Origin of the sequence: Hydrogenophaga sp. IBVHS1, assembly GCF_002127265.1 — a bacterium.
GTDB lineage: Bacteria > Pseudomonadota > Gammaproteobacteria > Burkholderiales > Burkholderiaceae_C > Hydrogenophaga.
On the sequence record NZ_NFUU01000002.1, the window covers coordinates 344,246 to 356,875 of the forward strand.

The following is a 12,630-nucleotide window of genomic DNA, read 5'->3' on the forward strand; positions in this document are numbered from 1 at the left end:
GGTTCCGAAACTCACAGCGCACACTATATATGGTGTGCCGCCCCCATTCAAGCCACTACAGGTAGTGTTTCTTAAATACCACCGGGAGAAGTGCGCCGACGAAACCGTCGGCCTGGTGGGCCGTGTGCAGAGGGCCGGCGGGAAGCGCTGATCGTTGCTGACGTTGATTTTTCAGACGCAGTCGGGGCGCGCCATTCCGGCCGATTTGTCGCCGCATGCCGCGCCGTTGCGTGGCTCTCTCGCCAGGCCGCTTCGCGGGGTTGCTCATGCTTGCGGCGTGGCCCGTTCGTCGCTCAACGCAGACTCGGGAAAACACGCAGACACCCAACCGAGTTCCCGGCGAAGACGGGCCCACTCGAACCCCGGCCCCGGGTCCTGCTTGCGTTGCGGTGCAATGTGTTCATGGCCCGCGATGTGCGCCACCGGGTAGCGGCGTGCCAGTTCGGTGCACAGGCTGACCAGGCTCTGGTACTGGGCTGGTTCGAAGGTGTCGCCCTCCAGGCCTTCAAGCTCGATGCCGATCGAGTCATCGTTGCGGTTGTCGCGACCCTGCCAGTGCGAAGCGCCCGCGTGCCACGCACGGGCTTCGACATCGACGAACTGCACCAGCTCGCCATCGCGTCGAATGAAGAAATGGGCCGACACCTCCATGCCCCTGATCTGCTCGAAGTAGGGATGTGCCTGCCAGTTCAAGACATTGGTGAACAGGTGTTCCACTTCGGGGCCGCCGTACTCGCCGGGTGGCAGGCTGATCGAATGGATGACGACGAGGTCGATGTGAGCGCCGTCCGGGCGTGCACCGTGGTTGGGTGACGGGCTGTGGCGAGCGCTTAACAGCCAGCCACCGCGCCAGGATGGGGTCGCCTCCTCAGGCTGCATCGTCGTCCGCAGTGGGCATGGCGATGCCCAGCCGCTGGATGCGGTAGCGGATCTGCCGCAGGTTCAAGCCCAGGCGCGCCGCCGCCGCCGTGCGGTTGAAATCGCATTCGCGCAAAGCCTTGAGCAGCACCTGGCGCTCTTGCTCGTCCAGGTACGCCTGCAGGTCGGCGGGGATCTGCTCCGGGGGGCGGGATGCCACCGCGATGGGTGCGCTGGGTTCGGGCAACTGGTCGGGCTGTGTGGGCACCTCGGATCGGTCGTCGACATCACCGAAATCCTCGGGCTCCAGGGTCTCGCCGCTGCTGAGGGCGAGCGCGCGTTGCAACAGGTTTTCAAGCTCGCGCACGTTGCCTGGCAGGTCCCGGGCTTGCAGCCAGGCAAGTGCGCGCGGTGACAGCGCGGGCACGTTCTGCGCAGATTCGGCGCACAGGCGGGTGAGCAGCGCGCCCACGAGGCTGGCCAGATCTTCGCGGCGCTCGCGCAGCGCGGGCGTGCGCAGTTCGATCACATTGAGCCGGTAGAACAGGTCCTGGCGAAACTGGCCGATCTGAACCAGCGCGGTGAGGTCACGGTGGGTGGCGCTGACCAGCCGCACGTCCACCGTCTCTTCCTGAACGCCACCGAGCGATCGCACGCGCCGCTCCTGGATCACCCGCAACAGCTTGGCCTGCATGGCCAGCGGCAGGTCGCCGATTTCGTCGAGAAACAGGGTGCCCCCCTTGGCCGCCTGGAAGTAACCCTCGCGGTCTTGCGTGGCGCCGGTGTAGGCGCCCTTGCGCGCGCCGAAGAACTCGGCCTCAATGAGATTTTCAGGGATGGCGCCGCAGTTGACGGCGACGAAAGGGCCGCTGCTGGGGTGGCTGCAGTCGTGCACGGCGCGGGCCACCAACTCCTTGCCGGTGCCCGATTCGCCCAGAATGAGCACCGGCGCCATGCTGGTCGACACCTTCTCGATGCGGCCCTTGATCTGCACGATGCTGGGCGAATGGCCGACGATGCGGTTGAGCGACTGCACGCCGCTGGGGGGAGGCGAAACCTTGCGCGTGGGTTCGCCGTTGGGGGTTGTGGTGGCGGCGGAGCCTGGCACGGGCCGCTGGCTTTGCACCGCCGCGCTGACGGCGCCGCGCAACTGTTTGAGGTCGACCGGCTTCGTGAGGTAGTCGAAGGCGCCCGACTTGAGCGCTTCCACCGCGTTCTCGGCCGACCCGTAAGCGGTGATCACGATGCATTTTTCGCTGCGTTGTTGCTCACCGAGTTCGCGCAGCAGCTCCAGGCCCAGGCCGTCGGGCAGGCGCATGTCGGTGATCAGCACGTCGAAGCGCCGCTGCGCCAGCCATTCGCGCGCCTGCGTCAGGTCGGGCGCGGCGACCACCGCATGGCCTTCGCGCAGCAGAGTGAGTTCGTACAGGGTGCGCAGGTCGGGTTCATCGTCGACGACCAGCACCGAGGCGGGAGAGGTGGCGGTCATCGGGTCGCCAGAGGGGGATCGCCCGAGAGTGTGCTGCCTTGCGTGCCGGAGCGCGTGGCCAGCGAATCGATCACGGGGTACGACAGACTCTGCTGCACCGGCTGCTGGCCTGCAGAGGATTGCACGGAGGACGGCATGAGCACGTAGAACTCGTTGCCTTCGCGCTGGTCCAGGCGCGTGCGCTGGTAGGCGATCTGTGCGCCATAGCGTTCGCACAGCTCGCGGCAGATGTAGAGCCCCAGCCCGCTGGAGCGGCTCTCGGACGAGAAGAAGGGTTCAAACAGGTGGCGCATCACGCTCGCCTCCAGCGGCTGGCCATCGCTCCAGACCGACATGCGGATGTGGTCGCTGCCACTGGGTTGCGTGATCAGCCGGATGGACGAAGGCTTGCCGCTGGCGTGGCGGATGGCGTTGTCCAGCAGGTTCACGAGCAGGCGGCGAAGGTGTTCGGGATCGAAGCCCACGTGCGATGCGGGCGCGTGCGCGTGCACACCCAGGGTGCGCTGGGCCTGGTTCTGCCGCGCCCATTCGTGCGTGATCTGGCGCACCATCTGGTCCAGCGGCAGTGAGGTGGCCGCGCCCACACCCTGGCTGGGCTGGGCCCGCGCCACGTTCAGAATGTCATCGACGATGCGCGAGAGGCGTTGCGCGTTCTGCTCAATCATGCTGGTCAGGCGTTTCTGTCCCGGCTCGCGCACTTCCTCGTCCAGCAAGGCATTGGCCTGCGAGATCGCCGAGAGCGGGTTGCGAATCTCGTGCGCCACAGCGGCGGACATGCGCCCCATGGAGGCGAGCTTCTCGGTGCGCACACGTGCCTCGACCTCGCGCAGGTCTTCCAGGAACAGCACGCACAGGCCAGAGCGCCGACCACCTTGCGCCGTGAGTTTGGTGCGCGCGTGCAGGCGCTGGCTCGGGCGTTCCTCGTTGTCGATGGTGGTTTCGGCTTCGAGCGACTGGCCCGAGGCGAAGGTTTCATGCACCAGCGCGGCCAGGTGGTGCCAGCTGGAGCGGGCGGACAGCAGCAACTTGGCGGGCTCGGCCGACACTTCACCCAGCAGCATCGCCTGCGCGGCCGGGTTGGCATTGCGCACCACGCCGTGCGGGTCCACCACCAGCACGCCCACGCTCAGGCTTTCGATCACCAGTTCGTTGACCTGAGCTTGCGTGCGGGCTGCCGCCTGGCTGCTGGCGGCCAGTGCTTCCTCGCGCGCCAGCCGCAGCGCGAGCTGGTTGGCCAGCACCGCGACCAGAAAGAAACCCGTGCCCGTCAGGCCGGTTTGCAGAAAACGCGCCGTGGACACATCGCTCAGCAAGGGCGCGCTCACCCACGCCTCGCCCAGCAAATACAGCGTGACGCTGGCGGCTGTGGCCAGCGCCAGCAACAGCGGGCCCAGGATGGAGGCCAGCAGCACGGGCAGCGCGAACAGCGCCGTGTAGTTGATGCCGCCGACCTGGAAGAACTGCAACAGCGCGAACACCACCACATCGACGCCAATGGTCACCAGCCATTGCACCTTCATGGGCTTGCCTTGTTCCACCGGGCGCCAGAAGTAAAGCACCGCGAGGCTGGCGCACAGATGCAGCGCGCACAACAGCACCAGCCAGTCCGGGCCACCGGTCTTGGTGACCACCACGACCACCTGCAGCGCCAGCAGCACAGCGGCGATGAACACACGCGCCCGCATGAAGGCGCGCCACAGGCGCACGAAAGCGCGCATGCGCTGCTCGCGGCTCTGCGTGGTGGTGCCCTCGAAGGCGGAATACCACGAAGGGGCGAACTGCGAGCTGTTTTCCCTGGCCATGTCAGTGCGCGGCGCCTTCGTGTTGACGCTGGTGCTCGATGCTGCAGTACGCCCCCTGGCGGCCCCGCACCGAATCGGTGTCGGGCAGATGGGTGCCGCATTCGAGGCAAGCCACCATGATGGCCGGCGGATTCGGTTTCCCGGGAGGTGCCTTGGGGGCGGCTGCGTCGCTCCGGTCGGTCTGGCGGTTGTTGCGCCATATATAGAAGGCGAACAGCACGACGGCCAGGACGAGCAGGTATTTCATGGGAGACGGCCCTAGCTGCGGTTCAGCAGCACTTCAAGCACAAACCGCGAGCCGACGTAGCCCAGCAGCAGGAATCCGGCGCCCAGATACAGCGTGCGCACCGCCACGCGACCACGCCAGCCCAGTTGCCAGCGGCCCCACAGCAGCACGCCCATGGTGAGCCAGGAGAGCACCGAAAAGGTGGACTTGTGATCCCAGACCCAGCGGTGGTTGAGGCTTTCGGAGAAATACCAGCCTGCCAGCAGCGTGGCGCTGAGCAGCGCAAACCCAGCCGCCACGAAGCGGAAGGTGAGGCGCTCGAGCGTGAGCAAGGGCATGGAAGATTCTGCGGTGGTGCCCAGGCGCATGGCGCGTTCGGCGCGTTGCATCAACCACGCATGCACGACCGCCGCAGCAATCAGGCCATAAGAGGCGATGCCCAGAGCCCAGTGAAGTGGCAGCCAGTTCGAGCGCAGCGCCGGGTAGGGTGAACCGGGAAACACCAGGGCGAGCAGCACCACCACCGTGCCCAGCACCGCCAGCGTCCAGCGGGCGCGCAGTTGCGGGAACAGGCGACTCTCGACGAGGTAGACGGTGAGCACCAGCCAGGCCGTGACGGAAAGGGCGGGTGCAAAGCCAAAGCGCGCGGGCTGTTCAAACAGCCCCAGCACCAGCACCACCAGATGCAGCAGCCAGGCCAGACCCAGCAACGCCCGGCTTTGTGGCGCAGACATGCGGGGGTGGGCCAAGGCCAGGCCGGCATAGGCCAGCGCCGCTGTACCGGACAACACAGTGGCCGGCAGGTTGGACGCGAGCGCGGGCAAGAGGCTCATCCAGGGTTACTTTGATCAGGCTCTAAAATCATCCGCACAGTTTAACGGGCCTTGTGCGCCCTGGCCGCGCCGACCCGCTGGCCAATCCGGCCGCTGGCCGGCCCGCGCGCCGCGGGCGCCGCGGCAATTTCCCTTGTCCAACCCGAGCGCAGCATGGCCTCAGCCCTATCAGATCGTCTCTCACGCATCGTCAAGGAAATGCGCGGCCAGGCCCGCATCACCGAAAGCAATGTCACCGACATGTTGCGCGAAGTGCGCATGGCCCTGCTGGAGGCCGACGTGGCGCTGCCCGTGGTGCGCGACTTCATCGCCCGGGTCAAAGAGAAGGCGCTGGGCCAGGAGGTGGTGGGCTCGCTCACGCCCGGGCAGGCGCTGGTGGGCATTGTCAACCGCGAGCTCGCGGCCACCATGGGCAATGGCGTGGCCGACATCAACCTCGCGGCGCAGCCACCAGCGGTGATCCTCATGGCGGGCCTGCAAGGCGCGGGCAAGACCACCACCACGGCCAAGCTGGCCAAGCACCTGATCGAAAAGCGCAAGAAGAAGGTGCTCACTGTTTCTGGCGACGTCTACCGCCCGGCGGCCATCGAGCAGCTCAAGACCGTGACGGCGCAGGCCGGCGCCGAGTGGTTTCCGAGCACGCCCGACCAGAAGCCGGTCGACATCGCACGCGCCGCCCTCGACTACGCGCGCAAGCACTACTTCGATGTGTTGCTGGTCGACACGGCCGGGCGCCTCGCGATCGACGAAGCCCTGATGCGCGAAATCCAGGAACTGCACGCGGTGCTGAACCCGGTGGAGACGCTGTTCGTCGTGGACGCCATGCAGGGCCAGGACGCCATCAACACCGCCAAGGCGTTCAAGGACGCCCTGCCGCTGACCGGCATCATCCTCACCAAGCTCGATGGCGACTCGCGCGGTGGTGCGGCGCTGTCGGTGCGGCAAGTGACGGGTGCGCCCATCAAATTCGCTGGTGTGTCCGAGAAGCTCGACGGGCTGGAGGTGTTCGACGCCGAGCGCCATGCGCAGCGCGTGCTGGGCATGGGCGACATCCTGGCGCTGGTGGAGCAGGTCACGGCGGGTGTGGACGTGGCCGCGGCGCAGAAACTGGCGGCGAAGGTGAAGAGCGGTGAGGGCTTTGACCTCAACGACTTCCTGGACCAGATTCGCCAGATGAAGCAGATGGGCGGGCTCTCCAGCTTCATGGACAAGCTGCCGAGCGCGATGGCGGCGAAGGCGAGTCAGGTGGACATGGGCCGCGCCGAGAAGGACATCAAGCGCAAGGAAGGGATCATCTGCAGCATGACGCTGAAGGAGCGCCGCAAGCCCGAGATCATCAAGGCCACGCGCAAGCGCCGCATTGCTGCCGGCGCGGGTGTGCAGGTTCAGGAGGTGAACCGTCTGCTCAAGGAGTTCGAGCAGATGCAGGACATGATGAAGAAGATGAAGGGCGGCGGGATGATGAAGATGATGAAGCGCATGGGGGGCATGAAGGGCATGCCCAAACTGCCTGGGATGGGGTGAAGCCCGGTTTGCGTTTGCTTGCCGGAATCTCCGGCGAATACTTCAACCCAAGGTACGGGCAAGCGCCTGCGCAGCCACCTGCAGACGCGGCAACTGCAAGCGCGCCTGCACCAGCGTCATCCGCGCGGCCGGCGCCTGCAGGGCCAGTGCGCAGCGCACTTTGCGGTGACCCGGTGCAAACACCGGAACCGCCACACACACCAGGCCTTCGACAAACTCTTCTGCGTCCACCGAATAGCCATCGCGGCGGATCGCATCGAGTTCTGATTCAAGCGCCTTGCGCTCGGTCAGCGTATGGGCGGTGTAGCGGGTGAGCGTGAGGCCGTCGAGCAGGGCGCGGCGCTGGCGCGTGGTCATCCAGGCGAGAAAGAGTTTGCCGCTGGCAGAGCAGTGTGCAGGCACCCGCGTGCCCGGGCGAAGCTCCAGCCGCAACGGAAATGCCGCCTCCACGCGGTCGAGGTAAACCACCTCGGCACCCGACAGGGCGGTGAGGTTGCAGCTCTCGCCCACTTCGCTCACCAGCTGGCGCAACACCGCGTGCCGCACACCTTGCTGGGTGCTGTTGGAGAGCACCGATTCGGCGAGGCGCAGCAGGCGCGAGGCCATCGCGTAGCGCCTGCCGTCGGGCTCGCGCACCAGCCAGCCACCGCCCTCGAGTTGTGCCAGCATGCGGTGTACCGTGGGCTTGGGCCAGCCCGTCAGCGCCACCACTTCGGGCAACGCCATGGGCTTGCTCTGGCGGGCCAGCTGGTCCAGCAATTCAAGAAGGCGCAGGCCAGGGCTGTTGTCGGGTTCGGTGCTCATATCTCGAAAAGTGAGACGAATCGGTAAATTATTTCGAGACGAATTCTAGGCCCCACTACATTGCGGGCACAAGGTTCTGGAGGCATGGGGTTTTGCCAGTTTCGAGTTTTCACAACGCGGTGGTGACCGGTGCCTGTGGTGGCCTGGGGCAGGCGCTGGCGCGCGCGCTCATCACCGGTGGCGCGCGCGTGGCGCTGGTGGGTCTTCAACGGCCGGCGCTGAATGCCCTGGCCTCATTGGCGCCGGATCGCTGCGCCATCTACCTGCCCGACGTGTCCGATGCCAGCGCCATGCAGGCCATGGCCGCCGACTTCATGGGCCGCTTCGGTGTGCCCGATCTGGTGATTGCGAACGCCGGCGTGGCCGGGGGCTTCGATACGGCGCAGGCGAGCGACCTGGCGGTGATGCGCCGCATGCTGGAGATCAACCTGCTCGGCGTGGCCACCACCTTCCAGCCCTTTCTGGAACCCATGCGCGCCAGCGGCCGAAGCGGTGCGCTCGTGGGTGTGGCCAGCCTCGCGGGCTGGCGCGGCATGCCGGGCAATGGCGCCTACTGCGCGAGCAAGGCCGGGCTCATTGCGTACCTGCAGAGCCTGCGTGCCGAGCTTCGGCCCACCGCGCTCACGGTGCACACCATCAGCCCCGGCTACCTGCGCACCGCGCTCACCGCCGGCAACCGCTTCGCCATGCCCGGCCTGCTCGAACCCGATGAGGCCGCGCGCCGCCTGCTGGCCGGTGTGGCGGCTGGCACCGAACACATCGTGCTGCCGCGTCGCATCGGCTGGCTCTCGCGCCTGCTGGGCATGCTGCCGGCGCGGCTGCACGATCACATTCTGCTGGGCCAACCGCGCAAACCGCGTGTGGGCGAAGCTGGCGCGACCGAAATTCCCGGCATCCGCAAACCATGAACACCACCGAACAGATCGCTCTCATCGGCGCCGGGCCTTCGGGTCTCGCTGGCGCACGCTGCCTGCAGAAGCACGGCATTCCGTTTCAGGGTTTCGAAGCCCACACCGACGTGGGTGGCCTGTGGAACATTCACAACCCTCGCTCCACGGTGTACGCCTCGGCGCATCTGATCTCCAGCAAACGCATGACTGAGTTCAGTGAATTTCCCATGGGCGAGCGGGTGGCCGATTACCCGAGCCACCGCGAACTGCTCGATTACTTCAGCGCCTTCGCCGAGCACTTCAAGTTGCGCGAGCACTACCGCTTCGGCACCCGTGTGCTGAAGGTGGAGCCGGTGAGCGATGCGCCAGACACGCTCTGGCGCGTGACGACCGAAGCCGCTGACGGGCAACAGCAAGTGGACGACTACAAAGGTGTGGTGGTGGCCAACGGCACGCTGGCCGAACCCAACATGCCGAGCTTCGAGGGTCGCTTCGCGGGCGAGTTGCTGCACACCTCGGCCTACAAGCACGCTGACCTGTTCAAGTACAAGCGGGTGCTTATCGTGGGCGCGGGCAACTCGGGCTGCGACATTGCGGTGGACGCGGTGCACCAGGCGCGCAGCGTGGACATCTCGGTGCGCCGTGGCTACTACTTCGTGCCCAAGTACGTGTTCGGCAAACCGGCTGATTCGGTCGGCGGCAAGATCACGTTGCCGCCGTGGCTCAAGCAGAAAATCGACAGCACGGTATTGAAGTGGTTCACCGGCGACCCGGTGCGCTTTGGCTTCCCCAAGCCGGCCTACAAGATGTACGAATCGCACCCCGTGGTGAACTCGCTCATCCTGTACCACATCGGCCATGGCGACGTGGGCGTGCGCGCTGACATCGCCCGGCTCGATGGTCACACCGTGCACTTCAAGGACGGCACTCAGGGCGAGTACGACCTCATCCTCGCGGCCACGGGTTACAAGCTGCACTACCCCTTCCTCGACCATGCGCTGCTGAACTGGAAGGGCATGGCTCCCTCGCTCTACCTCAACATCTTCGCGCCGCGATTCGACCGCCTGGCCGTGCTCGGCATGGTGGAGGCCAGTGGCCTGGGCTGGCAGGGCCGCTACGAACAGGCTGAACTGGTGGCGCGCTTCTTCAAGGGGCTGGACGAAGGGAAGGCGAGCGCGGCCGCGTTGAAAGCCGCCAAAGCCGGGCCGCCGCCGGATCTTTCGGGCGGCTACAGATACCTGCAGCTCGAGCGCATGGCCTATTACGTCAACAAGGACGCCTACCGCAAGGCGGTGCGCGAGGCGGTTGCCGCCCAGCGCTGAGCCCACACAAGAACACAACAGGAGACCACGCATGCTGCCCGTCGATGAAATACGGTTGAACTTCAACCCGGCCTCGCTCGCTGTGCTCAATGGTGTGCTGGCGTTCCTCATGTTCGGCATTGCGCTGGACACGCGCATCGACGATTTCCGCCGCGTCATGCGCATGCCGGTGGCGTTCACCGTGGGCATCGTGGCGCAGTTCATCGCGCTGCCGGCCATCACGTTTGTGCTCACGCTGGTGCTGCAGCCGGGCCCCAGCATCGCGCTGGGCATGATCCTGGTGGCCTGCTGCCCGCCGGGCAACGTGAGCAACATCCTCACGCACCGGGCCAATGGCAACGTGGCGCTCAGCGTGTCCATGACGGCGGTGTCCAATGCCATCGCCATTGTGGCGATGCCGCTGAACTTCGCGTTCTGGGGCGGCATGCACCCCACTGCCGCGCCGCTGCTCAAGACGATTGCGCTCGATCCGCTGGAGATGTTCGGCCACATCCTGCTCATCATCGGCGTGCCTTTCGTGCTCGGCCTGTGGTGTTCGCACCGGTTCCCGAACTGGACGCTGCGCTTCAAGAAGCCGGTGCGCATCCTGAGCTTCCTCGCGCTCATCGCTTTCATCGTCGGTGCCATCGCGGGCAACTGGCGTTACTTCCTGGATTACGTCGGCCTGGTGCTGCTGGCGGTGGTGATCCACGACGCGTTGGCTTTCGGCACCGGCTATGTCATCGCGCGGGCCGCCGGCCTGCCGGACTACGACCGGCGTGCGCTGTCCATCGAGGTCGGCATCCGCAATGCGGGCCTGGGGCTGGTCATCATCTTCAGTTTCTTTGGTGGCCTGGGCGGCATGGCCGTGGTCGCCGGCGTCTGGGGTTTCTGGGACATCATCGCCGGCCTGATCCTGGCGGGCTGGTGGGCAAAACGGCCTTTGAAGGGCGGCATTCCCGCCGCGTCAAAACCATGACAACGGGCCAAGCGGCCCGGCGCGTGCTGGTCACGGGCGCCGATGGTTTTCTCGGGCGCGGCCTCATCACGGCATTGGCGCAGCGGTCGCCCATCGAGCAGGTGGTGGCGATGGATGTGCGCGAGGTGCCTTCCGAGCGCCGCCTGCCGGGTGTGCTCTACGTGGCGCAGGATGTGCGTGACGCCGCCCTGGCCGACACCGTGGCGCGCCACGCCATCGATACCGTGGTGCACCTGGCTTCCATCGTCACGCCCGGCAAGGGCTCGAACCGCGAGTTCGAACACTCGGTGGATGTGGGCGGCACGCAAAACGTGATCGCGGCCTGCCTGGCCCATGGCGTGGCGCATCTGGTGGTTTCGTCCAGCGGCGCCGCGTATGGCTACCACGCCGACAACCCGCCCTGGCTCACCGAATCGCACCCGCTGCGCGGCAACAAGGTGTTCGCCTATGCGCACCACAAGCGCCTGGTCGAAGAGATGCTGGCGCAGACGCGCGCGAGCCGCCCCGGCCTGCGCCAGACCGTGCTGCGCATCGGCACCATCCTGGGCGAGCGGGTGGACAACCAGATCACCGCGCTGTTTGAAAAGCCCCGCATTCTGGCGATTGCCGGCAGCGACAGCCCGTTCGTTTTTGTGTGGGACGAAGACGTGACCGGTGCCATCGTGCACGCCTTGAGCGGCCACGCCGAGCCGGGTTGCTACAACCTCGCGGGCGATGGCGCGCTCACTTTGCTGGAGATTGCACGCCGGCTGAACAAAAAGCCGCGCGTGCTGCCTGCCGGCCTGCTGCGCACGGGGTTGCGCGTGGGCTCGGCGCTGGGGCTTACACGCTACGGTCCCGAGCAACTCGACTTTTTGCGCTACCGCCCGGTGCTGCTCAACACCGCTTTGAAAGAACGCTTTGGCTACACGCCGCGCAAGACCAGCGCCGAAGCGTTCGAGGCGTTCGTGGCCGCGCGCGAGGCGCAAGGCCGCCCGGTGAAGGCGCCCGCATGACGGTGTTGCCGTTGTCCCGTGGTGATCTGCTGCGCGCGCTGGGCGTGGTGGTGATCTGGGGCCTGAACTTCGTGGTGATGAAGGTGGGCCTGCAGGATGTGGGCCCCATGCTGCTCGGCGCCATGCGTTTTGCGCTGGCCGCGCTGCCCTTTCTTTTGTTCGTGAAGTTTCCCAACCTGCCGTGGAGGTATGTGATCGGCTATGGCCTGGCGCAGGGGCTGGGTCAGTTCGGGTTTCTGTTTCTCGGCTTGAAGCTGGGCATGACGGCGGGCATGGCTTCGGTGGTGATGCAGACGCAGGCGTTCTTCACGCTGCTGCTCGCGGTGCCGGTGCTGGGCGAGCGCGCAAGGGGCGCGCAGTGGCTGGGGTTGGGTGTGGCGCTGGCGGGTTTGCTGCTGATCGCCACCGCGCATGGCGACGGGCCCGGGCAAATGACGCTGGCCGGTTTCGTGCTCACATTGTCGGCGGCCTTCATGTGGGCGGTGTCGAACCTGGTGGCGCGCCTGGCGAACCGCGTGGCCGACTACGACCCCTTGCCCTTCATTGTCTGGAGCAGCCTGTTCCCCATTGCGCCGTTCCTCTTGCTGGCGGTCTGGATGGATGGTCCGCAGCTCGTGTGGCTTCAGGTGGCGGGCTTGACCTGGCGCTCCATGCTCGTGGTGCTGTTCCTGGCCTGGTTCGCCACGCTGCTGGCCTACAGCCTGTGGACGCGCCTGCTCAAGCGCCACCCGGCCGGGCGTGTTACGCCGTTTTCACTGCTGGTGCCCGTGGTGGGCTTGTGGGCGGCGTGGGTGTTCTTCGGCGAGTTGCCGTTGCCGCAGCAGTGGCTGGGTACCGGGCTGGTGCTGATGGGTCTGGTGGTGAATCAACTGGGGAGTGTGTTGATGGCCAGGTTCGGCAAGAGGTAACGCCCGTCCAGTGACACCAAG

The 12,630-nt window shown here is 66.3% G+C and carries 12 protein-coding genes; 6 read left to right on the forward strand and 6 right to left on the reverse strand.

Annotated elements, in window-relative coordinates; all coding sequences use genetic code 11:
* Positions 1-264: 264 nt before the first annotated feature.
* From ampD to CAP37_RS16390, 5 genes are read right to left on the reverse strand one after another with little or no spacing between them, the layout of a single operon-like run.
* On the reverse strand, positions 265-879 hold the full coding sequence (gene ampD, locus CAP37_RS16370; protein WP_086125290.1) for a 1,6-anhydro-N-acetylmuramyl-L-alanine amidase AmpD: 615 nt from the start codon (positions 877-879) through the stop codon (positions 265-267).
* Positions 869-2,347 carry a sigma-54 dependent transcriptional regulator gene (locus CAP37_RS16375; RefSeq protein ID WP_086125291.1) on the reverse strand — a complete coding sequence of 493 codons (1,479 nt, stop codon included), beginning with the start codon at positions 2,345-2,347 and terminating at the stop codon, positions 869-871. Before CAP37_RS16375 ends, ampD begins: the two co-directional genes overlap by 11 nt.
* Positions 2,344-4,149, reverse strand: coding sequence for a PAS domain-containing sensor histidine kinase (locus CAP37_RS16380; protein ID WP_086125292.1), 1,806 nt, complete (start codon positions 4,147-4,149; stop codon positions 2,344-2,346). Before CAP37_RS16380 ends, CAP37_RS16375 begins: the two co-directional genes overlap by 4 nt.
* A 1-nt stretch (position 4,150) precedes the next feature.
* A complete protein-coding gene (locus tag CAP37_RS16385; RefSeq protein WP_086125293.1) occupies positions 4,151-4,396 on the reverse strand; it encodes a PP0621 family protein in 246 nt (81 codons plus the stop codon).
* 11 nt (positions 4,397-4,407) lie between these two features.
* On the reverse strand, positions 4,408-5,208 hold the full coding sequence (locus CAP37_RS16390) for an inner membrane protein YpjD (RefSeq protein ID WP_086125294.1): 801 nt from the start codon (positions 5,206-5,208) through the stop codon (positions 4,408-4,410).
* A gap of 153 nt (positions 5,209-5,361) precedes the next feature.
* On the opposite strand from CAP37_RS16390, the gene ffh reads away from it, so the two are divergent.
* Positions 5,362-6,732 (forward strand): signal recognition particle protein, encoded by a 1,371-nt coding sequence (gene ffh, locus CAP37_RS16395; protein ID WP_086125295.1) that lies wholly within the window; start codon positions 5,362-5,364, stop codon positions 6,730-6,732.
* Between the two features lie 42 nt (positions 6,733-6,774).
* Here the strand turns inward: ffh and CAP37_RS16400 are convergent, their stop codons facing one another.
* Positions 6,775-7,536 carry an IclR family transcriptional regulator gene (locus tag CAP37_RS16400; RefSeq protein ID WP_086125296.1) on the reverse strand — a complete coding sequence of 254 codons (762 nt, stop codon included), beginning with the start codon at positions 7,534-7,536 and terminating at the stop codon, positions 6,775-6,777.
* Positions 7,537-7,628: 92 nt separating this feature from the next.
* Between CAP37_RS16400 and CAP37_RS16405 the strand changes: the two genes are divergently transcribed.
* From CAP37_RS16405 to CAP37_RS16425, 5 genes are read left to right on the forward strand one after another with little or no spacing between them, the layout of a single operon-like run.
* Positions 7,629-8,444 carry an SDR family oxidoreductase gene (locus CAP37_RS16405; RefSeq protein WP_086125297.1) on the forward strand — a complete coding sequence of 272 codons (816 nt, stop codon included), beginning with the start codon at positions 7,629-7,631 and terminating at the stop codon, positions 8,442-8,444.
* Positions 8,441-9,748: an NAD(P)/FAD-dependent oxidoreductase gene (locus CAP37_RS16410; RefSeq protein ID WP_086125298.1), complete on the forward strand. Its 1,308-nt coding sequence runs from the start codon at positions 8,441-8,443 to the stop codon at positions 9,746-9,748. Before CAP37_RS16405 ends, CAP37_RS16410 begins: the two co-directional genes overlap by 4 nt.
* Positions 9,749-9,779: 31 nt before the next feature.
* Entirely contained in the window at positions 9,780-10,706 is a 927-nt protein-coding gene (locus CAP37_RS16415) for a bile acid:sodium symporter family protein (RefSeq protein ID WP_086125299.1), read from the forward strand.
* The gene (locus tag CAP37_RS16420; RefSeq protein ID WP_086125300.1) at positions 10,703-11,701 is read left to right on the forward strand and encodes an SDR family oxidoreductase; all 999 of its coding nucleotides are present in this window, start codon (positions 10,703-10,705) and stop codon (positions 11,699-11,701) included. Before CAP37_RS16415 ends, CAP37_RS16420 begins: the two co-directional genes overlap by 4 nt.
* Positions 11,698-12,609 carry an EamA family transporter gene (locus CAP37_RS16425; RefSeq protein ID WP_086125301.1) on the forward strand — a complete coding sequence of 304 codons (912 nt, stop codon included), beginning with the start codon at positions 11,698-11,700 and terminating at the stop codon, positions 12,607-12,609. Before CAP37_RS16420 ends, CAP37_RS16425 begins: the two co-directional genes overlap by 4 nt.
* Positions 12,610-12,630 lie beyond the last annotated feature (21 nt).

What these genes read in the sequence shown, in the direction of transcription:
- CAP37_RS16415 (WP_086125299.1), top strand. Translation starts at nt 9,780, where the DNA reads ATGCTGCCCGTCGATGAAATACGGTTGAACTTCAACCCGGCCTCGCTC.
- CAP37_RS16400 (WP_086125296.1), bottom strand. Translation starts at nt 7,536, where the DNA reads ATGAGCACCGAACCCGACAACAGCCCTGGCCTGCGCCTTCTTGAATTG.
- ffh (WP_086125295.1), top strand. Translation starts at nt 5,362, where the DNA reads ATGGCCTCAGCCCTATCAGATCGTCTCTCACGCATCGTCAAGGAAATG.
- CAP37_RS16385 (WP_086125293.1), bottom strand. Translation starts at nt 4,396, where the DNA reads ATGAAATACCTGCTCGTCCTGGCCGTCGTGCTGTTCGCCTTCTATATA.
- CAP37_RS16380 (WP_086125292.1), bottom strand. Translation starts at nt 4,149, where the DNA reads ATGGCCAGGGAAAACAGCTCGCAGTTCGCCCCTTCGTGGTATTCCGCC.
- ampD (WP_086125290.1), bottom strand. Translation starts at nt 879, where the DNA reads ATGCAGCCTGAGGAGGCGACCCCATCCTGGCGCGGTGGCTGGCTGTTA.
- CAP37_RS16390 (WP_086125294.1), bottom strand. Translation starts at nt 5,208, where the DNA reads ATGAGCCTCTTGCCCGCGCTCGCGTCCAACCTGCCGGCCACTGTGTTG.
- CAP37_RS16410 (WP_086125298.1), top strand. Translation starts at nt 8,441, where the DNA reads ATGAACACCACCGAACAGATCGCTCTCATCGGCGCCGGGCCTTCGGGT.
- CAP37_RS16425 (WP_086125301.1), top strand. Translation starts at nt 11,698, where the DNA reads ATGACGGTGTTGCCGTTGTCCCGTGGTGATCTGCTGCGCGCGCTGGGC.
- CAP37_RS16375 (WP_086125291.1), bottom strand. Translation starts at nt 2,347, where the DNA reads ATGACCGCCACCTCTCCCGCCTCGGTGCTGGTCGTCGACGATGAACCC.
- CAP37_RS16420 (WP_086125300.1), top strand. Translation starts at nt 10,703, where the DNA reads ATGACAACGGGCCAAGCGGCCCGGCGCGTGCTGGTCACGGGCGCCGAT.